This is a genomic window from Pseudomonas sp. FP2294 (assembly GCF_030687625.1).
Lineage (GTDB): Bacteria > Pseudomonadota > Gammaproteobacteria > Pseudomonadales > Pseudomonadaceae > Aquipseudomonas > Aquipseudomonas shahriarae.
In genome coordinates this window covers 1,164,289-1,187,948 of sequence record NZ_CP117441.1, presented here as the reverse complement: position 1 = coordinate 1,187,948, position 23,660 = coordinate 1,164,289, and the positions used below count along the sequence as shown (strand labels likewise).

At 63.2% G+C, this 23,660-nt stretch carries 18 protein-coding genes; 11 read left to right on the top strand and 7 right to left on the bottom strand.

The window, feature by feature from the left end; genetic code table 11:
* Positions 1 to 252 carry a 30S ribosomal protein S16 gene (rpsP, locus tag PSH73_RS05200; RefSeq protein ID WP_003175899.1) on the bottom strand — a complete coding sequence of 84 codons (252 nt, stop codon included), beginning with the start codon at positions 250 to 252 and terminating at the stop codon, positions 1 to 3.
* A 250-nt stretch (positions 253 to 502) separates the two neighbouring features.
* Positions 503 to 1,879 (bottom strand): signal recognition particle protein, encoded by a 1,377-nt coding sequence (gene ffh / locus PSH73_RS05195; RefSeq protein ID WP_029296179.1) that lies wholly within the window; start codon positions 1,877 to 1,879, stop codon positions 503 to 505.
* A gap of 233 nt (positions 1,880 to 2,112) precedes the next feature.
* Between ffh and PSH73_RS05190 the strand changes: the two genes are divergently transcribed.
* The 3 genes from PSH73_RS05190 (at position 2,113) to PSH73_RS05180 (ending at position 5,833) form a co-directional block, all read left to right on the top strand.
* Positions 2,113 to 2,925 (top strand): inner membrane protein YpjD, encoded by an 813-nt coding sequence (locus PSH73_RS05190; protein WP_057437993.1) that lies wholly within the window; start codon positions 2,113 to 2,115, stop codon positions 2,923 to 2,925.
* Between the two features lie 12 nt (positions 2,926 to 2,937).
* The gene (locus tag PSH73_RS05185) at positions 2,938 to 4,176 is read left to right on the top strand and encodes a transporter associated domain-containing protein (protein WP_200660294.1); all 1,239 of its coding nucleotides are present in this window, start codon (positions 2,938 to 2,940) and stop codon (positions 4,174 to 4,176) included.
* Between the two features lie 346 nt (positions 4,177 to 4,522).
* A complete protein-coding gene (locus tag PSH73_RS05180) occupies positions 4,523 to 5,833 on the top strand; it encodes an MFS transporter (protein WP_029296174.1) in 1,311 nt (436 codons plus the stop codon).
* A 78-nt stretch (positions 5,834 to 5,911) separates the two neighbouring features.
* Here PSH73_RS05180 and purT read toward each other — a convergent pair whose 3' ends face one another.
* The 5 genes from purT to PSH73_RS05155 form a co-directional block, all read right to left on the bottom strand.
* Positions 5,912 to 7,093 (bottom strand): formate-dependent phosphoribosylglycinamide formyltransferase, encoded by a 1,182-nt coding sequence (gene purT / locus PSH73_RS05175; RefSeq protein ID WP_057959546.1) that lies wholly within the window; start codon positions 7,091 to 7,093, stop codon positions 5,912 to 5,914.
* 69 nt (positions 7,094 to 7,162) lie between these two features.
* Positions 7,163 to 7,630, bottom strand: coding sequence for a VUT family protein (locus tag PSH73_RS05170; protein WP_029296170.1), 468 nt, complete (start codon positions 7,628 to 7,630; stop codon positions 7,163 to 7,165).
* 143 nt (positions 7,631 to 7,773) lie between these two features.
* Complete coding sequence (locus tag PSH73_RS05165) at positions 7,774 to 7,989, bottom strand: DUF1289 domain-containing protein (protein WP_057437987.1); 216 nt, start codon at positions 7,987 to 7,989, stop codon at positions 7,774 to 7,776.
* Positions 7,986 to 8,510: a gamma carbonic anhydrase family protein gene (locus PSH73_RS05160; protein ID WP_186626222.1), complete on the bottom strand. Its 525-nt coding sequence runs from the start codon at positions 8,508 to 8,510 to the stop codon at positions 7,986 to 7,988. The genes PSH73_RS05165 and PSH73_RS05160 overlap by 4 nt, the downstream gene beginning before the upstream one ends.
* A 35-nt stretch (positions 8,511 to 8,545) precedes the next feature.
* Positions 8,546 to 9,148 carry a CoA pyrophosphatase gene (locus PSH73_RS05155; RefSeq protein ID WP_057959545.1) on the bottom strand — a complete coding sequence of 201 codons (603 nt, stop codon included), beginning with the start codon at positions 9,146 to 9,148 and terminating at the stop codon, positions 8,546 to 8,548.
* A gap of 146 nt (positions 9,149 to 9,294) precedes the next feature.
* On the opposite strand from PSH73_RS05155, the gene PSH73_RS05150 reads away from it, so the two are divergent.
* The 8 genes from PSH73_RS05150 (at position 9,295) to PSH73_RS05115 (ending at position 23,597) form a co-directional block, all read left to right on the top strand.
* On the top strand, positions 9,295 to 9,843 hold the full coding sequence (locus tag PSH73_RS05150) for an NUDIX hydrolase (protein ID WP_057959544.1): 549 nt from the start codon (positions 9,295 to 9,297) through the stop codon (positions 9,841 to 9,843).
* Between the two features lie 35 nt (positions 9,844 to 9,878).
* Positions 9,879 to 10,382, top strand: coding sequence for a murein L,D-transpeptidase family protein (locus PSH73_RS05145; RefSeq protein ID WP_057437979.1), 504 nt, complete (start codon positions 9,879 to 9,881; stop codon positions 10,380 to 10,382).
* A 261-nt stretch (positions 10,383 to 10,643) separates the two neighbouring features.
* Positions 10,644 to 11,402, top strand: a complete 759-nt coding sequence (locus PSH73_RS05140) for a GntR family transcriptional regulator (protein ID WP_057959542.1) — start codon at positions 10,644 to 10,646, stop codon at positions 11,400 to 11,402.
* A 9-nt stretch (positions 11,403 to 11,411) separates the two neighbouring features.
* Positions 11,412 to 12,518 carry an N-acetylglucosamine-6-phosphate deacetylase gene (nagA, locus tag PSH73_RS05135; protein ID WP_305462057.1) on the top strand — a complete coding sequence of 369 codons (1,107 nt, stop codon included), beginning with the start codon at positions 11,412 to 11,414 and terminating at the stop codon, positions 12,516 to 12,518.
* Positions 12,499 to 13,521, top strand: coding sequence for an SIS domain-containing protein (locus PSH73_RS05130; protein ID WP_115127493.1), 1,023 nt, complete (start codon positions 12,499 to 12,501; stop codon positions 13,519 to 13,521). Before nagA ends, PSH73_RS05130 begins: the two co-directional genes overlap by 20 nt.
* A gap of 36 nt (positions 13,522 to 13,557) precedes the next feature.
* Entirely contained in the window at positions 13,558 to 16,071 is a 2,514-nt protein-coding gene (gene ptsP, locus PSH73_RS05125; RefSeq protein WP_305462055.1) for a phosphoenolpyruvate--protein phosphotransferase, read from the top strand.
* Between the two features lie 26 nt (positions 16,072 to 16,097).
* A complete protein-coding gene (gene nagE / locus PSH73_RS05120) occupies positions 16,098 to 17,804 on the top strand; it encodes an N-acetylglucosamine-specific PTS transporter subunit IIBC (protein WP_057960551.1) in 1,707 nt (568 codons plus the stop codon).
* An 81-nt stretch (positions 17,805 to 17,885) separates the two neighbouring features.
* On the top strand, positions 17,886 to 23,597 hold the full coding sequence (locus PSH73_RS05115; RefSeq protein ID WP_305462053.1) for a membrane-targeted effector domain-containing toxin: 5,712 nt from the start codon (positions 17,886 to 17,888) through the stop codon (positions 23,595 to 23,597).
* Positions 23,598 to 23,660 lie beyond the last annotated feature (63 nt).

The following is a 23,660-nucleotide window of genomic DNA, read 5'->3' as shown; positions in this document are numbered from 1 at the left end:
TCAGGCTGCGGCCTTAGCCGAGTCCTTCAACAACTTGGCAACACGCTCGGAAGGCTGTGCACCAACGCTCAGCCAGTAGGCTACGCGCTCTTGGTTCACGGACAGACGAACTTCTTGACCACGAGCAACAGGATTGAAGAAACCAACCTGTTCCTTGTGCGAACCGTCGCGCGGGTTGCGGCTGTCGGTTACGGTCAAGTGGTAAAACGGGCGCTTTTTGGAGCCGCCAAGGGCAAGACGGATTGTTAGCATGTGAACATCGTTCCTGTAGTCGGTGCTGCAAATCTAAATGCACAGCGGGCATGGGTGCCCGAAAGGCCGCATATTCTAAGGAATATCCGGACTTTTGCAAATGTCTTTTTCCGGCGCCTGACCGCGTGCCATTCAGATCTGCTATAGAGCCGTCGGTTAAAACGGCGAGTCAGCTCCCGCCAACGGCGGGTTTGCTGGAGATCCCACATCCTTGTGGGTCTGCGCAAGAGCAAGCCCTTGCGCGAATTCTTTACATCTTCGGCATGCCACGGCCGGGCATCATACCGCCCATGCCGCGCATCATTTTGGCCATGCCGCCTTTGGCGGAGAATTTCTTCATCATCTTTTGCATCTGCTTGTGCTGCTTGATCAAGCGACCGATGTCCTGCACCTGGGTGCCGGAACCCATGGCAATCCGACGTTTGCGCGAACCACTGATCAGCTCAGGGTCGCGGCGCTCGGCCGGGGTCATGGAGTTGATGATGGCTTCCATCTGCTTGAACTGCTTCTCTGCCGCACCCTGGGCATTGCCCATTTGCGCCAGGTTCACACCGCCGATGTTCGGCAGCTTGTCCATCAGGCCGCCGAGGCCGCCCATGTTCTTCATCTGTTGCAGCTGATCGCGGAAGTCTTCGAGGTCGAAGCCCTTGCCCTTTTTCAGCTTCTTGGCCAGTTTGTCGGCCTTGTCCTTGTCGAGGGTCTGCTCGGCCTGCTCGATCAGGCTGAGCACGTCGCCCATGCCGAGGATCCGCGAGGCAATCCGCTCAGGGTGGAACGGCTCGAGCGCTTCGGTCTTCTCGCCCATACCGATGAACTTGATCGGCTTACCGGTGATTGCGCGCACCGACAGTGCGGCACCGCCACGGGCATCACCGTCGACCTTGGTCAGGATCACGCCGGTCAGCGGCAGGGCATCACCAAAGGCCTTGGCGGTGTTCGCCGCGTCCTGGCCGGTCATGGCATCGACCACGAACAGGGTTTCTACCGGGTTGATCGCGGCATGCAGCGCCTTGATCTCGCCCATCATCTCTTCGTCGATGTGCAGGCGACCGGCGGTATCGACGATCACCACGTCGATGAACTTGAGCTTGGCTTCTTTAATGGCAGCGTTGGCGATGTCGACCGGCTTCTGGCTCAGGTCGGACGGGAAAAAGGTCACGCCGATTTCACCGGCGAGCATTTCCAGCTGCTTGATCGCGGCCGGACGGTACACGTCCGCCGACACCACCATCACGGATTTTTTCTTGCGCTCTTTAAGGAAGCGCGCCAGCTTGGCAGCGGTTGTGGTCTTGCCCGCCCCCTGCAAACCGGCCATCAACACCACGGCCGGCGGCACGGCGCTGAGGTTCAGGTCTTCGTTGGCCGCCCCCATCAGGCTTTCGAGCTCGGCCTGGACGACCTTCACAAAGGCCTGGCCCGGCGTCAGGCTGCGGGACACTTCAGTGCCGACCGCACGCTCCTTGACCGAGTTGACGAAATCCTTGACCACAGGCAAGGCAACGTCGGCTTCGAGCAACGCCATGCGCACTTCGCGCAGGGTGTCTTTAATATTGTCCTCGGTCAGCTTGGCCTTGCCGGTGACATGGCGCAGCGTCTGCGAGAGACGGTCAGTCAAGTTTTCAAACATGCGCGATCCTTTCAGGCCCTATTCATCGAAGTGCATCGGTAGACCGAGGTAATGGCGGCCCAGGCTGTGTAAATCGCTATTAAAAACAGCGCTTGGCGAGCCTGCGGCGTGGGCAGGTCGCGGATTATAGCGAAGACTGCCGTCATGCACACCCGCTGTCTGGCCCGCTGGTCTTTCGTGGAACGCAGGTGTGTGCCAAACTCATCGGCTTTCGGGCTTGCCTAACAGGATTTATGCTCCCTTTGTCACCCAGTTTGCTACCCAGTCTCGCCGCCGCACTCTTGTATGCCGCTGCGACCCTCTACCAGGGCACCCGTCTGGCCCAACGCGCCAGGGCGGACAAACGCCTGCTGGCCGGCCTCGGCGTGTTCGCCTTGCTGGCCCACGCTGCCAGCCTGTTCACCCACCTGATGACACCAGTGGGCCTGGGCCTGGATTTTTTCAGCGCCGCCAGCCTGATTGCCGCTGCGGTCATTGCCTTGACGCTACTGGCCTGCGCGCGGATCCCGGTGGAGAACCTGCTGTTGCTGCTCTTCCCCCTGGGGATGCTGACAGTGCTGCTGGCGCAATTTGCCCCCACTGGCACGGTGCAGGTGATCGACGAGGAGCCGGGCATCCTCGCGCATATCCTGCTGTCGATCCTCGCCTACGGCATGTTCACCATCGCCGTGTTCCAGGCGTTGCTGCTGCTCTTGCAGGACCACCAGCTCAAGCACAAGCACCCTTCCGGGCTGATCAAGAACTTCCCGCCGCTGCAGACCATGGAAAGCCTGCTGTTCGGTTTCCTCTGGGCCGGCTGGACGCTGCTGTCGCTGTCGCTGATTTCCGGCTGGCTGTTCGTCGAGAACCTGTTCGCCCAGCACCTGGTGCACAAAACCCTGCTGGCGTGCCTGGCCTGGGTGGTGTTCAGCGTGCTGCTGTGGGGCCGCAATCGCCTGGGCTGGCGCGGGCACAAGGCGATCCGCTGGACCCTGGCCGGCTTCTGCCTGCTGATGCTGGCGTATTTCGGCAGCAAGCTGGTTCGCGAATTCATCCTGCATATCTGACGGGCGGCAATCATGCACAACTTGCCCCTTGAGCCGATGCTCGCGGTAGTCGCGCTGCTGGTCTTGTGGTCGGCGCTGTTTACCGCCATCGAGGCGGCCCAGCACCATTTGCTGGCCCTGCGCCCCGGTACGCGGCAGGGCGACAAGGCCGCCGCCCGCCTCAACTTCCCGCGCAACAGCCTGATCCTGTGCAACACCCTGTGCCGCGCGGTGGTGGTGATTCTGTGCACCCTGCTGGCGATCTATGCCTGGGCCGAAAACGGTCCCTGGCTGGGTTGGCTGGTCTCCAGCGGGCTGTTGCTGGTGCTGGCCGACTACCTGCCGCGCACCCTCGCCACCCGCTATCCGCACGCGGTGCTGGGGTTTGGCAATACGCTGCTGGGTGTGCCGCTGAAAATCCTCTATCCCCTGGCCTGGCTGCTCAATGGCCTCAGCCTGCTGTTGCTGCGCCCTTTCGAACGCAAGTCGGGGATCGTCAAGAAAAGCGACGAGCCACAGAGCGACCCGTCCGACGAGCAAGCCTCAGACGCGAACGACGACCCTCGGCCGGGTATGCCGGGTATCCACGCCCTGGACAACATTACCGTCAATGACATCCTGGTGCCGCGCAGCGAAGTCGATGGCATCAACCTCGACGACCCTATCGAGGAGATCATCGAACAACTGCGCAGCTCCAAGCGCACGCGGCTGCCGGTGTTCCACAGCGATATCAACCAGGTCGAGGCGGTGCTCAACACCCGGCAGATCCAGCACCTGCTGCCCGATGCCAGCCTGACCAAGGAAGCCCTGCTCGCAGCCTGCCACGAGCCGTACTTCGTCCCGGAAAGCACGCCGCTGCAGCTGCAATTGCTCAACTTCCACAAGCAGCAACGCCGCCTGGGCATGGTGGTGGACGAATACGGCGAAGTGCTGGGCATCGTCACCCTGGAAGACATTCTGGAAGAGATCGTCGGCGAATTCGAAAGCGAGCAGAGCCTGGATAACCCGCTGATCCAGCCCCAGCCTGACGGCCGCTATGTGATCGACGGTGCCGTATCGATCCGCGAGCTGAACAAGTGCCTGGGCTGGCACCTGCCCAGCGACGGCCCCAAGACCCTCAACGGCCTGGTGACCGAAGCACTGGAGACCATTCCCGATTGCTCGGTGTGCGTGAAGATCGGCCGTTATCGCCTGGAAATCCTCGAAACTGAAGACAATCGGGTGAGCAAGGTGTTGATCTGGCATATCGGCTCAGCGCCGATTGCCACCTGACTCACGGTGGACAAGCCCGTGTGGAAGCGGGCTTGCCCGCGATAGCCTCACCTCAGTGTCACTGATACCCCGAGGCGCCCGCTTCTCCCACATTTGATCTTTTCAGCCCCTAAGACCGCGCTCCAGCCCTTGTTTGCAGCGCAACCCCCTTCCTATAATCAATCGCGCTTACCCAAGCCCTGCCCGACCGCGTGCTATCCGCACTGAGCGTGTCCAGGCACCGCAACCCCGTGTCTGACCGGTACCCGCTCCCATCCCGAGCCAACGCCGCGCACTGCCCTGATCCATGGGTGCAAGACCAATAATAATCCGCGCCAAGCGCGCAATGACCATCAGGGATACCTCAATGAGCACCACCTATAACGAGGCCGCTCCCGCCGCCCCGACCAACTCGACCAGCCGGGTCGCCACCGCGAGCATCATCGGCACCGCCATCGAGTTCTACGACTTCTATATCTACGCCACGGCCGCCGCGCTGGTGATCGGCCCGGTGTTCTTCCCGCAGAGTTCCGGCACCGCGCAGATGCTGGCGGCGTTCCTGACCTTCGGTATCGCCTTTATCGCGCGGCCACTGGGTTCGGCGCTGTTCGGCCACTTCGGTGACCGCATCGGGCGCAAGTCGACGCTGGTGGCCTCCTTGCTGCTGATGGGCGTGTGCACCACCCTGATCGGCCTGTTGCCGGGTTACGACACCATTGGTGCCTGGGCCCCGATCCTGTTGTGCGTGCTGCGTTTCGGCCAAGGCCTGGGGCTGGGCGGGGAATGGGGCGGCGCCGCGCTGCTGGCCACCGAGAACGCGCCCAAGGGCAAGCGTGCCTGGTTCGGCATGTTCCCGCAGCTGGGGCCTTCCATTGGCTTTTTGGCGGCCAATGGGCTGTTCCTGATCCTGGCGATGAACCTGGACGATGAACAATTCCGTAGTTGGGGCTGGCGTATTCCGTTCCTGCTCAGCGCCGCGCTGGTGATGGTGGGCCTGTATGCGCGCCTCAAACTGCATGAAACCCCGGTGTTCGCCAACGCCGTGGCCAAGGAAAAACCAGTAAAAGTGCCGCTGGTGGAGCTGTTCAGCCAGCATTGGTTGCAAGTGCTGCTGGGCGCGGCCGCGATGGTGGTGTGCTATGCGCTGTTCTATATCACCACGGCGTTTTCCCTGAGCTATGGCGTGAGCACCCTGGGCTACAGCCGCGAAACCTTCCTCGCCCTGCTGTGCTTTGCCGTGTTGTTCATGGGCGCGGCCACGCCGCTGGCAGCCCTGGCCAGTGACCGCTATGGGCGCAAGCCGGTGTTGATCGTCGGTGCGGTGCTGGCGATTCTGTCGGGTTTCACCATGGAACCATTGCTGACCCACGGCTCGACCTGGGCGGTGGCGCTGTTCCTGTGCCTGGAACTGTTCCTGATGGGCGTGACCTTTGCGCCGATGGGGGCGTTGTTGCCGGAACTGTTTCCGACACGCGTGCGTTATACCGGGGCGTCGGCGGCGTATAACCTGGGCGGGATTGTCGGGGCTTCGGCCGCACCGTTTTTCGCGACCAAACTGGTGGCGATGGGTGGGCTGAGTTATGTCGGCGGGTATGTGTCGGCGGCAGCGTTGCTCAGTTTGATTGCGGTGCTGTGCCTGAAAGAGACGCGGGATAACGATTTGAACAAGGTCGCCTGATAGACCGCTATCGCGGGTAACCCCGCCCCCACACTGGAACGCCTTCCACATGTGGGAGCGGGCTTGCCCGCGATGCTTTTACAGCTCTACAACCACCGCTTGAGAAGCACGGGTCGCCTTGGCCCGGGCAGCCTCGATCGACTCATCCCGCGCCAACGCCACGCCCATGCGGCGCTGACCATTCACTTCTGGCTTGCCGAACAGACGCAGTGCGGTATCCGGCTCGCTCAGGGCCGCGCCGAGGTTGGCGAACGCCGTCCGGGTCGATTGCCCCTCCACCAGAATCACCGCCGAAGCCGAAGGCCCGAACTGGCGGATCAATGGGATCGGCAGGCCAAGAATCGCCCGCGCGTGCAGGGCAAACTGCGACAAGTCCTGGGAAATCAGGGTCACCAGCCCGGTGTCGTGAGGGCGCGGCGAGACTTCGCTGAACCACACCTGGTCGCCCTTGATAAACAGCTCGACCCCAAACAGACCACGACCACCCAGGGCCTCGGTCACGGCTTTGGCGACGCGCTCGGATTCGGCCAGGGCCGCCGGGCTCATGGCCTGGGGCTGCCAGGATTCCTGGTAGTCGCCCTTCTCCTGACGATGACCCACAGGCGCGCAGAAGGTGGTGCCACCGACGTGACGCACGGTCAGCAGGGTGATTTCGTAGTCGAAGTCGATAAACCCTTCGATGATCACCCGACCTTTACCTGCACGCCCGCCTTCCTGGGCGTAGTCCCAGGCTTTCTGCACGTCATCGGCGCTACGCAACAGGCTTTGGCCCTTGCCCGACGAACTCATCACCGGCTTGACCACGCAGGGGAAGCCGAGGTCTTCGACGGCCTTGCGGTAGTCTTCCACGGTGTCGGCAAAATGGTACGGCGAGGTCGGCAGGTCCAGCTCTTCAGCGGCCAGGCGGCGGATGCCTTCACGGTTCATGGTCAACAGCGCCGCACGGGCGGTGGGGATCACGGTAAAGCCTTCAGCCTCCAGTTCCACCAGGGTGCCGGTGGCAATGGCTTCGATTTCCGGGACGATGAAGTGCGGCTTTTCCGCCTCGATCACCGCACGCAGGGCTGCGCCGTCGAGCATGTTGATCACGTGGCTGCGATGCGCCACCTGCATGGCCGGCGCGTTGGCGTAGCGATCCACGGCAATCACTTCAACGCCCAGGCGCTGCAGCTCAATTACCACTTCCTTGCCCAGCTCACCGCAGCCACACATCAATACGCGGGTCGCGGTTGGCGACAATGGAGTTCCGATTCGGGTCATCTCAGGTCCTCAGGGGAGCGGATCAGGGGGAGAAAGGCCGGCATTTTACATGAACGGCGGGCATTGGCCTCAGTTGGCGACACGCTGGCGCCGCAAACGCCAGGCCATGGCCAGCCACACCACGGTGACCCCGGCAAATTTCGAGGCCAGGGCGGTACCGACCACCGCCGGCGTCAACGCGCCGATCAGGCCAAAAAAGATAAAGGTATCGAGGGGAATGCTCAGCGCCGAGCTGATCCACAGCCGGTCATGCAACGGGCGCTTGGTGATGCTGAAGACCAGCCAGTCGATGCACTCGGAGACCGCGAACGCCGTGGCGCTGGCCAGGGCGATGGACGGATCGGAGGTGATGTAGGACAGCACCAGCGCCGCGAGCATGGCGATAATCGCCCCGTGGCCGAAGCGCGTTTGCACCATGTCCCGCAGGATAAACACCAGGCCACCCCAGGCGGACCAGATGACATCCAGGTGCGGGGCGGTGGAAAAGGCGAAGTTGATCAGCACGACGCTGCTGATATAGGCGATCAGGAAGAGCATGGGGCGAGGGACCTGTGGGTAATGCGCACAGGGTACACAATTAAAGGGATGTCGTCTGGAGGGGCCTCATCGCAGGCAAGCCAGCTCCCACATTGGAATGCATTTCAAAATGAGGGAGCTGGCTTGCCTGCGATAGCGCCCTGTCAGGCGCCAGATTTCCCAGGAATCATCCACAACACCCCACTGGCTTTCGCCCGCTCATGACATAACCCCAGCACCACCCGGCGCTCGGCGTTGTCCATGCGGCTCCAACGGGTGATTTCGTCGACATTGCGCTGGCAACCGGTGCAGATATCGTCGTCATCCAGCGCACAAATGCTCACGCAGGGCGAGGCGACGGGGCGTTCAACCGGGTTCATTCCGGCTGCTCGACCAGGTCACGGGCGTAGCGCTGAGAGTTATGCACATAGTGCGCAGCACTGGCCTCCAGCATGTTCTTCTGTTGCTCGGTCAATTCCCGCACCACCTTGCCGGGGGAGCCCATTACCAGCGAGCCATCAGGGATTTCCTTGCCTTCGCCGATCAACGAATTGGCGCCGATGATGCAGTGCCGGCCAATCTTGGCGCCGTTGAGGATCACCGCATTGATGCCAATCAGGCTGTAGTCGCCGACGGTACAGCCATGCAGCATGGCGTTATGCCCCACCGTCACACCGGTGCCCAGGGTCAGCGGGTAGCCCATGTCTGTGTGCATCACGCTGCCGTCCTGCACGTTGCTGTTCTTGCCGATCAGGATCAGTTCGTTGTCGCCACGCAACACCGCGTTGAACCAGACGTTGGCGCCCTCCTCCAGCTTGACCTTACCCACCAGCGTGGCATTGGGGGCTACCCAGCTGTGTGGATGTGTCTCGACGCGGGCATCGCCCAGGCGGTATTTCATGGTCTTCCCTCACGGCTTGCCATTCAAACGATGGCTTAAGTATTGATAAAGCTTTTCGGCGGACGGTGCAGGCTGATGTCGGCATCGTCATAGAGCAGGTTGATCAACTCGACGATCATGATCGCCGTCAGGCCCCAGATCTTGTATTCACCAAAGCGATAGCTGGGCACGTACCAACTGCGGCCCTGGTAGTCGATACGGTGGGTGTGCTCACGCGGGTCCTGGCGGAAAAACTCCAGGGGCACGCTGAATACGGCGGCAATCTCGGCATCGTTGGCCAGGTATTCGACATAGTCGGGGATCACACCCACATACGGGGTCACGCGGATGCCGTGCAGGGAGATCAGGGGGCTCAAGGGCCCGATCACTTCCACCAGGCCCGGTGGCAGGCCGATTTCCTCTTCGGCCTCGCGCAGCGCGGTGAACACCAGGTCCGGGTCTTCGGGGTCACGGCGCCCACCCGGAAACGCCACTTCGCCGCCATGGGTCGACAGGCCGCTGGCACGCAGGGTCAGGATCAGCTCGGGTTCGTCACTGCGGGTAATCGGCACCAGCACGGCGGCCTCGGGGAAACGGCTGTCAGTTTCCAGCGTGCGTGGCGTGTGATTGGTTACCCGGCGAAGTAGCTCGTCCAGCATGAGTCATCTCGATCTGTTGGCTACCTTGCATCATGCACCAAAGCGTACAGGTGCCCAACCCCAAAACCCCGGCGGTGTCGCTAAACGACAACTTGCAGGCCACTGCCCTGCACGCCAAGATAGGCGCAGTCCCCAGGAACCCAAGCATGAATTTCTGCAGCCAGTGCGGTAAACCGGTCATCCAGCGCATTCCCGAAGGCGACGCGCGCCTGCGTTATGTATGTGACCACTGTCAGACCATTCACTATCAGAATCCCAATATCGTCGCCGGCACCCTGCCCGTCTGGGGCAACCAAGTGCTGCTGTGCCGGCGCGCCATCGAGCCGCGCCTGGGCTACTGGACCCTGCCGGCAGGTTTTATGGAAAACGGCGAGACCGTGGAACAGGGCGCAATGCGCGAAACCCTCGAAGAAGCCTGCGCCAGGGTGCGCAACCTGACGATCTACACGCTGATCGACGTACCGCACATCAGCCAGGTGCATATCTTCTACCGCGCCGAACTGATCGACCTGGACTTTGCCGCCGGCCCCGAGAGCCTGGAAGTCAAACTGTTCGATGAAGCGGACATCCCTTGGTCCGACCTGGCTTTCCGCACGGTACGGCGTACCCTAGAATGCTTTTTCGCCGACCGTCGGCAACAGGTGTTTCCCGTGCGCAGCGAATCGGTGCCACCCTTGACTCACCCTGCACAATAACAATCGAAGGTCACCGTCAAAGGGATACCGCTGCAATGCGTTGGTTGCTTGCTCTGCTCTGCCTGTCGTTCGTCACCCTGTCGTCAGCCACCACCCTGCAAACCCTGGGCGGTAAAACCGTCGATAAGATCCTGGTGCTCAAGTCCGCCCATCAGTTGCAACTGATCCACGACGGCAAACCGCTGAAGACCTACCGCATCTCCCTGGGCAAGAACCCCAAGGGCCACAAGCTGATCGAAGGCGACCGCCGCACCCCGGAAGGCTTCTACTGGATCGACTGGCGCAAGACCAGCGACCGTTTCAACCTGTCCATGCATATCTCCTACCCCAATATCAGCGATGCCGCCCGCGCCCGCCGCGAAGGGGTCAAGCCCGGCAGCATGATCATGATCCACGGCACGCCAGACAGTGAGGAGTATCCGGAACAGTGGTTCCACACCCTGGACTGGACCGACGGCTGCATCGGCATGCGCAATGTCGACATGCGCGAAGTGTGGAACCTGGTCAAGGACGGCACGATGATCGAGATCCGTCCGTAACTTCGACCGTTGGTAAAATAATTCAAAAAAAACCTGCCTCTGCCACAGCCCCTGCCGGTGAATACCATTTCATCGGCGGGGGCTGTGCGTTTCTGCGCGCGACAAAGACCTCTCTAATACCACTTGATACCACCCCCTGAAAAAGTGCCCTGCAAGCCGGTTCCGCACGCTTTTGGCGGCATTGACATGGTATTTAAGTGGTATTAATTTCCGGCCATTACCGGGCGACAACACTCCAATAACGCATCGGAAACCCTACAGATGAATCCCATCCAGACCCTGCGTCCTGACGACCGACAATCCACGCCGTTGTACCTGCAACTGGCCCGCAACCTCGAAGCGGCGATCCATGCTGGCCAGTGGAAATCCGAGCAGGCCTTGCCCTCGGAGCGTGTGCTCAGCGAGCAGTTGGGTATTTCCCGGGTCACCGCCCGTAAAGCGCTGGAAGTGTTGTTTGCCCAAGGCCTGATCCGCCGCAGCCAGGGCTCTGGCACGTTTATTACGCCACGCCTGGAACAGCCGCTGTCACGCCTCTCGGGGTTCAGCGAAATGCTGCGGCTCAAGGGGTTTGCCCCCAGCTCCCAGTGGCTGGTGCGCGAGATCACCCCGCCGACCCACGAAGAGCTGATCCGCCTGTGCCTGTCGCCCACCGACAAAGTGGCGCGGCTCAAGCGCCTGCGCAAGGCAGATGACACCGTGATGGCCATTGAAATGAGCGCCCTGCCCGCCTCGATCGTGCCCACCCCCCAGGCCATCGGCAGCTCGCTCTACGAATACCTGGAAGGCATCGGCAAACCGGTGGTGCGGGCCCTGCAACATATCCAGGCCATCAACGCCTCGGATGAGTTCGCCGCCCTGGTGGGCATCGCCCCCGGCACCGCCATGCTGCTGATGACCCGGGTCGGCTACACCGCCGACAACACGCCGATCGAAATCACCGACACCTACTGCCGCAACGACTACTACGACTTTGTCGCTGAGCTGCGTAGGTACGACTTTTCCGCCGAACTGCGGCCTTAGAGAACTGCCATGTCCGAAGACAATATCCTCACGCCCCACGGCTGGATGCGCGGCCGCCTGGTGCACCACGAAGGCAAGGTCAGCGCCGTCGAAGGTGTGCCTTGCGACCCGGCCGACAACGACCTGCCCTACCTGCTGCCGGGTTTTATCGACCTGCATGTACACGGCGGCGGCGGCAAGGACATCATGGAAGGCCGCAGTGCCTTCGAGACCATCACCCGCACCCATGTGCGCTTCGGCACCACTTCGCTGCTGGCCACCACCATGACTGCACCGGTCGAGGAAATCTCCCGCGTGCTCGGCGAACTCGGCCAGTTCTGCGAAAACCGTCCAAGCGGCAGCGCCCGGGTGCTGGGGGTGCATCTGGAAGGCCCCTACATCAACCCAGGAAAGCTCGGCGCACAGCCCAACTTTGCCCACACGGCATTGATGGCCGAGGTCGAGGAGTACCTGCGCCTGGCACCGATCCGGGTCATCACCATTGCCCCGGAAATCGCCGGGCATGACGGCCTGATCCGCACCCTCAGCCAACGCGGCGTGCGCATGCAGATCGGCCATACCCTGGGCAGCTATGAAGAAGGCGTCGCAGCGCTGGCCGCCGGCGCCACCAGCTTCACCCACCTGTACAACGCCATGAGCCCGCTGCATCACCGCGAGCCGGGCATCGTCGGTGCCGCACTGGCCCACGCGCAATACGCCGAACTGATCCCGGACCTGTTGCACGTACACCCCGGGGCCATGCGCGTGGCCCTGCGCTCGATTCCCTGCCTGTACTGCGTCACCGACTCCACCGCCGCCGCCGGCATGCCCGACGGCGAATACAAGCTGGGCAGCCACACCGTGACCAAATGCCTGGGCGGCGTACGCCTGGCCGACGGCACCCTGGCCGGCAGCACCCTGACCATGGATCAGGCGCTGCGCAACCTGGTGAAGATCGGCCTGCCCATCAGCGAAGCCTCACAGCGCCTGTCGCAATTTCCTGCGGATTACCTGGGCCTGGAACAACGCGGCCGCCTGCAACCCGGCAGCTTTGCCGACTGCGTGCGCCTGGACCGCTCCCTGCACCTCACCGACGTAATGGTCGAAGGAAAAACCATTGACTTCAAAAATGCTTGAAGAGGCCCTGTCCTCCTGTGAGGCCGTCGCGGCCCAACTGCAATGCCTCGACCCGCTGCTGGCCGAGGTCGCCGGCCGCCTGCGCCGCCAGCCGCCGCAAGTGGCGATGACCGTCGCCCGTGGCAGTTCGGACCACGCCGCCAGTTACTTCGCCTACCTGACCATGCAGCATGTGGGCGTTCCCGTGGCGTCGCTGCCGATGTCGGTGGTGACCCTGGCGCAGGCGCCGCTGAAAGTCAGCGGCCAGGCGGCCTTCGGCTTCTCTCAGTCGGGGCAGAGCCCGGACCTGGTCAACAGCCTGCGCCTGCTGCGCAAGCGCGGGGCCTTGAGTGTGTCGATGGTCAACGCTGAAGACTCGCCCCTGGAAGCCGCCTGCGAATTCCATGTGCCGCTGTGCGCCGGCCCCGAGCGTAGCGTGGCCGCGACCAAGAGTTTTATCGCCACCTTGAGCGCCAGCGCCCAACTGGTCGGGCACTGGAACCAGGAAGACGGCCTGCTCGAAGCTTGCCACGCCCTGCCTGCCGGCCTGCGCGAAGCGGCGACCCAGGATTGGAGCCTGGCCATCGACGCCCTGCGCGACTGCCAGCGCCTGATGGTCATCGGCCGTGGCGCCGGGTTTGCCATCGCTCAGGAAGCCGCGCTCAAGCTCAAGGAAACCTCGGCGATCCAGGCCGAAGCCTTCAGCAGCGCCGAAGTGCGCCACGGGCCGATGGCCTTGATCGACGATAACTACCCGTTGCTGGTGTTCGCCCCGCGCGGCGCCGAACAGCCGGGCCTGCTGAGCCTGGCCACGGAAATGCGCCAGCGCGGGGCTCGGGTGCTGCTGGCCGCGCCCGACGATATCGCCGAACGCGACCTGACCCTCAGCCGCGCCGAACACCCGGCCCTGGACCCGATCCTGGCAATCCAGAGCTTCTACGTGATGGCCGCCGGCCTGGCGCAGGCCCGGGGCATGGACCCGGACCAGCCCCGCCACCTGAGCAAAGTCACTCGCACCCACTGAGTTGATTTCTGTCGTTTCCTGATGAGTACCGTGCCCATGCCCGACAATAATAATGACCTCACCCTCAGCGCCCCCCTCAGCGGGCCAGTGCTGACCCTGGGCAATGTGCCTGACGACGTGTTCGCCAGTGGCGCCATGGGCGACGGGATTGCCATCGACCCCCTCAACGATTGCCTGCATGCGCCGTGTGCCGGGGTCGTGATCCACGTTGCCCGTACCGGCCACGCCCTGACTATCCGCGCCGACAATGGCGCCGAGGTGCTGCTGCATGTGGGCATCGACACCGTCGAACTGCAAGGCGAAGGCTTTGCCTTGCTGGTCCAGCAAGGCGCACGGGTCAGCAATGGGCAGCCCCTGGTGCGCTTTGACCTGGATCGCATCGCCCGCCAGTGCAAAAGCCTGGTCAGCCTGATCATCCTCACTAACGGCGAGCAGTTCGAACTGCGCCCCGTGGCCGTGAACGCCGTCAAGGTCGGCGAAGCCCTGCTGCGCATCGTTGCGCGTCAGGCTGGCGTCGTGCAGCCCGTGATGGCCGACACCGCCGAGGCGCACGCCAGTGCCAGCGTGCGCATCACCCATCGCGGCGGCCTGCATGCGCGGCCCGCAGCGCTGATCCGCAAGACCGCCCAGGGTTTCAGCAGCCTGTCGCAGCTGCATTTCGCCGGTAAATCGGCGTCGTGCGCCAGCCTGATCGGCTTGATGGGGCTGGGCATTGGTGAACAGGATGAAGTGCAGGTCACGTGCCGTGGCCAGGATTGCGACGCGGCGTTGCAGGCACTGGTCGCCGCCCTTTCGCTAGCCACTGCCGAAGCCGTACAGGCCCCGGTGATAGCCGCTGCGCGTCCAGTCAACCGTGAAGCAGGCGTATTGCAAGGGGTGTGCGCCGCGCCGGGCCTGGTCTGCGGGCCGTTGTTCCGACTCAACAGCATCGAGTTGCCAGAAGACCCACGTAACCATGCGCGCCATGAGCAGTTGCAGCACCTGGACAGCGCCCTGGAACAGGTGCGCGGCGAAATCCGCAATACCCTGGAGCACGCCCGCCAGCGCCAGGCCGTCGAGGAAGAAGAGATCTTCGCCGCCCACCTGGCGCTGCTGGAAGACCCGACCCTGCTGGAGGCCGCCACCGCTGCCATCGAGCACGGCAGCGCCGCCACCCATGCCTGGCGCGATGCGATCCAGGCCCAATGCGCGGTGTTGCTGGGCTTGGGCAAGCCGTTGTTTGCCGAACGTGCCAACGACCTGCGGGACTTGCAGCAACGGGTGCTGCGCGCACTGCTGGGCGAAGCCTGGCAGTTCGAGTTGCCCGCCGGCGCGATTGTTGTCGCCCACGAGCTGACGCCTTCGGACCTGCTGCAACTGAGCGCACAAAACGCGGCCGGTATCTGCATGGCCGAAGGCGGCGCCACGTCCCATGTGGCGATCCTGGCCAGGGGCAAAGACTTGCCCTGCGTGGTGGCGCTGGGCAGTGAAGTATTGGCAATAACCCAAGGGCAACGGGTGGTGCTGGACGCCGTCAATGGGCGCTTGGAACTCAACCCGGACGATGCCCGCCACGCCCAGGTCCACCAGATCCGCGATGCGCAGAAACAGCGGCGCCAGCTGCAACAGGCCCAGGCCCATGCTGCCGCCAGCACCCTGGATGGCGTGGGCATTGAAGTGGCCGCCAATGTCGCCTCCAGCAGCGAGGCGCAGATCGCCTATGACAACGGCGCCGATGGCGTGGGTCTGTTGCGCACCGAGTTTCTGTTTGTCGACCGCCGCACCGCGCCCGATGAACAGGAACAGCGCCAGGCCTATCAAGCGGTAATGGACGCCATGGGCGACAAATCGGTGATCATCCGCACCATTGATATCGGCGGCGACAAGCAACTCGACTACCTGCCCTTGCCCGCCGAAGCCAATCCGGTACTGGGCCTGCGCGGTATTCGCATGGCCCAGGTGCGCCCGGAACTGCTCGACCAGCAACTGCGTGCCCTGCTGCAGGTCAGCCCGTTGCAACGTTGCCGGATCCTGTTGCCGATGGTCAGTGAAGTCGACGAGTTGCTGCACATTCGCCAGCGCCTCGATGAACTGTGCGCCGAACTGCAACTGACCCAGCGCCCGGAGCTGGGGGTGATGATCGAAGTCCCGGCCGCCGCGCTGATGGCTGAGCAACTGGCCGAGCACGCGGACTTTTTGTCGATCGGCACCAATGACCTGTCCCAGTACACCCTGGCCATGGACCGCGACCACGCCGGCCTCGCCGCGCGGGTCGATGCGTTGCACCCGGCGCTGCTGCGCCTGATCGCCCAGACCTGCAGCGGCGCGGCTAAACACGGGCGCTGGGTCGGTGTGTGCGGTGCCCTCGCTTCCGACCCGCTGGCCACCCCCGTGCTGGTGGGCCTGGGGGTGCGGGAGCTGTCCGTCAGCCCGCCGCAGATTGCCGCCATCAAAGACCGCGTGCGTCACCTCGACGCCGCGCAATGCCGGCAACTGAGCCAGGCCCTGCTCAACCTGAGCAGCGCCGGCGCCGTGCGCCAAGCCTGCCAACACCATTGGCCGTTGAGCTGACAACAACAAGAAAAAGGAGACTCGCCATGTACCAATTGTTTATCGAAGGCCTGCAACGCCTGGGCCGTGCGCTGATGCTACCCATCGCCATCCTGCCGATTGCCGGCCTGCTGCTGCGCCTGGGTGACACCGACCTGTTGAACATCGCGGTGATGCACGACGCCGGGCAAGCGATCTTTGCCAACCTGGCGCTGATCTTCGCCATCGGCATCGCCGTGGGCTTTGCCCGCGACAACAACGGCACCGCCGGACTGGCCGGAGCCATTGGCTACCTGGTGATGGTCTCCACCCTCAAGGTCATGGACAGCACCATCAACATGGGCATGCTCGCCGGGATCGTCAGCGGGCTGATGGCCGGGGCCCTGTACAACCGCTTCAAGGACATCAAGCTGCCGGAGTACCTGGCGTTCTTTGGCGGGCGACGCTTTGTGCCGATTGTCACCGGGTTTTCGGCGGTGGGCCTGGGGGTGATCTTCGGCCTGATCTGGCCGCCGGTGCAGCACGGCATCAACAGTTTTGGCGTGCTGCTGATGGAAAGCGGCAGCCTCGGCGCCTTTGTGTTCGGCGTGTTCAACCGCTTGCTGATCGTCACCGGGCTGCACCATATCCTCAACAACATGGCCTGGTTTGTGTTTGGCAGCTTCACTGATCCGGCCACCGGCGCAGTGGTCACCGGCGACCTGACCCGCTACTTTGCCGGCGACCCCAAAGGCGGCCAGTTCATGACCGGCATGTTCCCGGTGATGCTCTTCGGCCTGCCCGCCGCGTGCCTGGCGATGTACCGCAACGCCCTGCCGGAGCGGCGCAAGATCATGGGCGGGATCTTCCTGTCGATGGCCCTGACCTCATTCCTCACCGGGGTCACCGAGCCGATCGAATTCGCCTTTATGTTCCTCGCGCCGTTCCTGTACCTGCTGCATGCGCTGCTCACCGGCCTGTCGATGGCGGTCACCAACCTGCTGGATATTCACCTGGGCTTTACCTTCTCCGGTGGGTTCATCGACATGGTTTTGGGCTGGGGCAAGTCCACCAATGGCTGGCTGGTGATCCCGGTGGGCCTGGCCTACGCGGTGATCTACTACAGCGTGTTCAACTACTGCATCCGTCGCTTCAACCTGAAGACCCCTGGCCGTGAAGACATCCAGGTGGTACAGGCCGAAGCGATGAGTGATAACCAGCGGGCCAGTGCCTATATCCGCGCCCTGGGCGGCGCCGACAACCTGCTCAGCGTCGGCGCCTGCACCACCCGTCTGCGCCTGGACATGGTCGACCGTAACAAGGCCGTGGACGCCGAGCTCAAGGCCCTGGGGGCGATGGCCGTGGTGCGCCCCGGCAATGGCGGCAGCTTGCAGGTGGTGGTGGGGCCGATGGCCGACAGCATTGCCGATGAGATTCGCTTGGCCATGCCGACAGCCGGCCAGCCCTCGCCCTCATCTCCCAGCCCTCAGCCCGCGGTGGCCAACGTTGCCCCGCCCCAGGCCGAACAATGGCTGAACGCACTGGGCGGCGGCGACAATGTGCTGCAGCTCGATTGCGTGGCCATGACCCGTCTGCGCCTGCGCCTGGCCGATGACCGGGCATTGTCGGAATCCCAGCTCAAGACCCTTGGTTGCCAGGGCATCAGCCGGCTCGACGGCGGTATCTGGCACCTGCTGGTGGGCGAGTCGGCCCAAGGCTTGAGCACTGCCCTCAAGGCCCTTGCCAGCCGCGACCCGGTGCGTACCGGGGCCTGAGCCCGCTACTTATCTACCGCCCTGCCCAGGGCACGGCTGCCCATGCTGAGGGTTCTTATCCTCAGCATGGAGAGCGTGCCTGTGAGCACCACATCCCCAACCTTTGAAGGCATCAAAGGCCACCTCAATCAGATCGGTCATCACCTGCTTCAAGTCGATGCGCCGCTAGTGCCCGAACACAAACCCTCTGCTGCACTGGCCTATCTGGAAAAACTCAACGGCATGCTGATGTCCTATCGGCAGCTGTATCTGAACAAGAGCCGGCCGCTCTACCGAGGGCTTACCCAGAGCAACCTGGCCAGCCGCGTGGCAACGCTCAAGACCACGCTCAACGCCCATCTGCAGCACCTCGACCGCTATGAGCAGATAGATGGCAAGCCACGCAAATCCTTTATGACCTTTGAAGCCGGGTACGTCGCCCTGGCCCATGCAACAACCCTCAGTGCCGAGGACCGCCTGTTGCACCCGCAACAGCAGGCCTTGCTTGGGCGTATAGCGCAGGGCATAACCCTGCGCCCGGGGCTGTATGCGCTGACCTTGCGTTATCAGGAACAGAGCGTCGAGCTGGCGGGGGCCTTCGTGGTGACCGAGAAGTCCAGCCCGGTGCCCAGCGATCTGAGTTCTGCACTGCCCCTGGGTGAGGTAATGCTGTTTACCCCCACCCGCGGGATCGAGTGCCTGGGCTCCCTGGCGCAATTGAATACGCACTTGCGCCAAGGCATGGACGATGCCGAGCAACGGCGCGACTTCATGCAACTGCTGCCCGTGCGTTATCGCGATATAACACCGGCCGCGATCTGGCCGCTGGAATTGACGCCGATCGACAAGACCCCGCTGTTTGAACACACCGACGCCGCCCTGATCGCCAAGCGCACCCAGGACATCGAGCGGGCGCTGAGCCTGGTCGACAATCCGCAGCCGTCAGCCGCTCAACTGATCAGTGACCTGGATCGCGCCATCAGCGCCTCTGTGCCGGACATCAGCCCACGCCTGGCATGGCGCGCCCGCCGCTTGCTGGAGCGCTACCTGCGCCAGAGCGCACCGGACTGGTACCGCAGCGCCAGTGCAGACCGTCGGGCCACACTCGCCACCCACTTGGCGAGCTACAACGAGGCACGCCAGCATCTGCTCGACCTGCTGAGTCCGGTCACCAGCCCCGAGGCACTGGCCCGCTACCAACTGCTCGAACGCCTGAGCGATGAGCTGGACATCCAAGACCTGATGCCCGAGCACCTGGTGATCAACACCCGGCGCTACGTGGACCCCATCGGCGAGTACGAACATGACCGCAACCTGATCGACCTGGCCCTGCGCGGCCTGCAAACCGGCGATGCACTGGCGGGCTCGGACTTTCTCAACAAAACCACACTCACCTACCGGGATGCCGTGTTGCCCAAGGCCTATCGGGACCTGACACCCGCCTGGCTGGCGCAGACGCTGAGCACCCTGCAGCCACGTATCGACTTTGCCGACGCCCAGCAGCAGATGCACGGCAAACCCGCCGTCAGCCGGGCAATCGAACAGATGCTCGACCAGCGGATCAACGCGCTGGCCTACACCGCCTTGCTTCAGGGGCACCTCACTGAAGAGGACTTCCAGTTGGTGCAGAGCCTGCGCCAAGGCACCGACCCGCGCCTGAGCGCCGCCACCCTGTCGCTGCACGAAGCCCAGTTGCAGGATATGTGGGTGCTGCGCCAGACCGATGCCAACGGCAGCGTGATCCGTGTGCTGTTATGCACCCCCGAGGCACCGCGCGAGCAGCAGTTTCAGGCATTCGACAGTGAGATCGCGTGCCAGAACCATATCCTCGGCTGGAGCCAGGACAGCGGCGGCCTCACCGACTACCTGATCAAGCGGGTTGCCCTGCGTTTTCGCGATGCAATGAAACAGGTATTGACGGGCCTGAGCTTCAAGTTTCACGCCCGGGAATACACACAGATCCGCTTTGGCAATATCGGCAAGCATGCCGACTGCCTCCAGGCCATGTCGGCCCATGTCCTGGCAACCCGGGTCGATGACTATGAATTCGGCACCCCGAACTGGTATCGCTCCACCAGCGTCGACAACCGCCAGAAACTGCTGAAACTGGCGCAAGACAGCGAAGGCGCACTGCAGGCCTACAACGACTTCCCGTTGTCCGATGCACACGTTCCCAGCTTCTCCACCTACGTGCACGAACGGGCCAGAAAACGCCTGAACGAACTGCTCGGACGCCATCAGAACGACATCGACCCCGATACGGTCTGGGCCTTCTCGCCCCCGGCGCTGCTCGCCTCATGGACCCCTGCCCCCCTGACCTACACCCAGCTGTACCGCGATGGCTACGCCGACGGCGTAGGCTTTCTTGACGCGAAATTTTCGCGCGCCGCTCGCTTCAAAGGCCCGCCCGGTGTTGACCTGAGCCCGCTGACCGCTGAAAAGGTCGCCCGCTCGATCACCGGCACCTGGGTTGGCCAACACTACATCAACGAAGTCAAACGCCGGCTGCTCAACGCCGGCAGTGCCGACTATGCCTTGCGGCGCAATGCCACCCTGAGCATTACCCAACGGCAGATGCAGAACGCCGCCCTGGAATGCCGCCTGCAAGGGCATATCGCCGGGGTCGATGGCGACTGGCTGGAACGCAGCATTGCCAGCATGGGCGATACCCGCACCGAGGTCCGTGGCACCTACGCCCTCCACCGCTTGCTGGTAGACGGCGAATGGGTGATCGATAACTTCCTCTTCAGCCACGTCGGTTTCCCGACGTTGCTTTACACCCCAAACGCACCCGACGGCATCAGCTTTCGTGAGGCGCGACAGTTCAACTATCTGCTGAAAAAGACTCCCGGCATGGTCGGCTATTTCACCCTGCGGGTCGGTGCTCAATCCCAGGCGCGCGTACGCACCTTCCTGGAAGAGGCCAAGGCGCAATTACCCGAGGACTTGAACAAAACCTCCGTGAGTCCGCCGCGCTACGACTCGACCCACGGGCAAACCCCATTACTGGATCTGCGCCAGGCGCTGTACGACATGAAGCAGCAGCGCAAGATTGACGACGTTGAAGGCACCACGGCGAATCGCAGCCAGATGATCAGCAGTATTCTGTGGACCTGCGTGGAGTGGGTCAGCGGTATCGCTACCGCGCCGTTCCCCACCCTCAGCCTGAGCCTGGGCATGCTGTTGGCATTCAAGGACGGCATGCTGGCGCTGCACGCCTATCAGCAGGGCGATACGGGGGCGGCCGTGGAACACTTGATCGGTTACGTGCTCAACAGCGCCGGGGCGGCCTTTACCGATCTGCGCCCGGCCCTGGTGTCGCTCAAACAACTGGTAAAACCGGCCGTGCGCCCGGCCACCGAGGCTGCGGCGGCGCTGAACGAGGTCTTGAAGCTGATCCAGCCACTAGAGCCCAAGCCGCTGGCGCTTGAGGACATGCAAGCCGTGCTGTTCGGTGGCGAAGGCCTGTGGGCAAAAAAGACCCCCGACCCGATCGGCCGTTATTTGCTGTACCGCCTGGACCCGGCGACCGGCAGACTGGTTTCCACTACCCGCCTCGCCGCCCCCGATGCGCAAGGCGTCTGGCGGCGTACCGGGGTGACTGGCGGCGCGCCGAAATATGAAAAGCTGCCCGAGCCACCCGAGCCATTGAAGAACTATGAAATCCCGGCGAAGTACGCGGGCAAACTGGAGCTGGCCCTGAACCCGGATGTACGGGCCGGGATAGTGCAGCGAACCGAATGGGAGTTCGGCTCCCGGGACGTCGCACTGGAGAATGCTGCCCGAGACTTGAAAGCGGTGCGCGCCGCCTACTTGCAACAGGCCGAGCAACTGACAGCCGACGCCCGCCACTTTTTCAAACATCTCGCCCCACTACCAGCCCGCACCGATGTGCCGGCCATCGGCGCCGACACGTCCTTCTCGCAATGGATCGCCAGCAATGCCTTTGCCGGGAACAAGCCCCTGGTCATCGGCGCGATACCCGGCTCCATTGCCGCTAAACAACTGCTGATCACGCAGATGGACAGCTTGCTCAACCAAGGCTTCAAACACCTGTACATCGAGCACCTGCCAGCCGATATATTCCGGGCGAAACTGGAGAAGCTGAACAGCGGGAAATCCTGGCAACATATCCAACGGCACCTGAAAACCATCGATACCGCCTTGGGTTTTGCCGAGAATGCCGAATACTCCTACGTGGCCCTGGTGCGCAAGGCCCAGGAAAAGGGCATGAAGATCAGGGCCCTGGACGCATCCACCTCCTATCTACTGGATGACGTCCTGCAAATGGCCGACACCCCGACCACCACGCCCCGGGACAACGGGATCAGGAACTTCTACTCCCACAAAGCCCTCGAGACCGACGCCATCGACACACCCGGTGAGCGCTGGGTGGCCCTGGTGGATTCATCGCGCCTGCGCACTTTCGATGACACCCCCGGCCTGGCCGACTTGCAAGGTGCCGTTGCCCTGCGGGTGGACGACGTGGCCCCGGGCCAACCCGTGGGGATCTGGCTCGACACCGCCGGTGCCATTGCGGGCGATCCCTTGGCCAAGGGCGATTACCGCCTGGCCCTGCAGACCGCGTACAAGGCACCCGAACCCGCAGCGTCGTCCAGCGCGGCGACTGCCGCGGTCGTGACGCATTACAGCGACTACGACATTCCCCTACCGCTCAGGGACAACCTTGCGCAACAGATCGTCGCCCACCGCGGGTTGGACAGCCGCTACTTTGCGCTGAATCCGCACGAGCGCGAAGCATTCCAGGCCTTCCAGAGCGCCAGGGATCGCCTGAGTAGCGATGCCCAGGCCTACCTGGCCAGCCAGGTACCGCCGGCAAGGCCAGACCCGGCCGAACTGGCCGCCCACACGACCCCAGAGGCATTTCTGGAAAAACTGCGTCAAAGCGAGTTCCCGGGACTGATCCTTGGTGAAGGGCACCAGGAGCAATCCAGCAAGCGCTGGCTGCGCGACCACATGAAAAAACTCAAGGAACTGGAGTTCAAGACGCTGTACGTCGAACATCTGCTGACCGATATGCATCAGGCGGACCTGGACATGTTCCTCAGCACGCAACGGCTGCCGGACACACTCAAGCGCTACCTCACACGGCTGGATCGCGGCCATATGCCAGGCTACAACGGCGACGATACCTACACCGAAGTCATCCAGGTGGCGGCCAGGCATGGCCTGCGCATCCGGGCCCTGGACTGCACGGCCAGTTACCACGTCAAGGGGCTGCGGGACACGGTGCAGTCGCGCAACCAGATGTTCAGCTACTTCGCATCGCAGGTGATCAAGGCCGACCAGGCGGCCCACGGGCCGCATAAATGGCTGGCCTTCATCGGCAGCGCCCACACCAACATCAACCTGGGGGTGCCCGGCCTGGCGGAGCTGCAAGGCGCCGTCAGCCTGCAAATCCGGGACACGGCCCCGGCACTGGCGCAGAACATTCGCCCCGGCACCTGGGAGACGTTTGCCGAAGGCCTGACGCCTTACACCCGAGCCCTGCGCAGCGATTTCATCCTGGACGCCGGCGTAGAAGGCATCAAGGCCCCCTCCCCCTTCGTCCCCGCGGACAGGACACGCCTGAACCGTCCCGGCCTGTTCCTGATCGAACGCCCGTCGCCGGCGCAGAGCAACCTGCTGCATCGTTCCCGCAGCGGGGAAATCGTCTCGACACCGATCAAGGTCGACCACAACGGCCTATTTTATGTCGAGCGCTGGGAGCCGATGCAGGGCAAGCGGTTCGGCTACGAAAACCTGTTGATCAGCGCCTTGAAGGCTGAAGTGGGGCTGGTGCCCGCACCGTGAGTGATTGAGGCTTGCCCATGGCGGCATGATCGCCCACAAAAAAACCCGCTGGCCAAGTCGGCC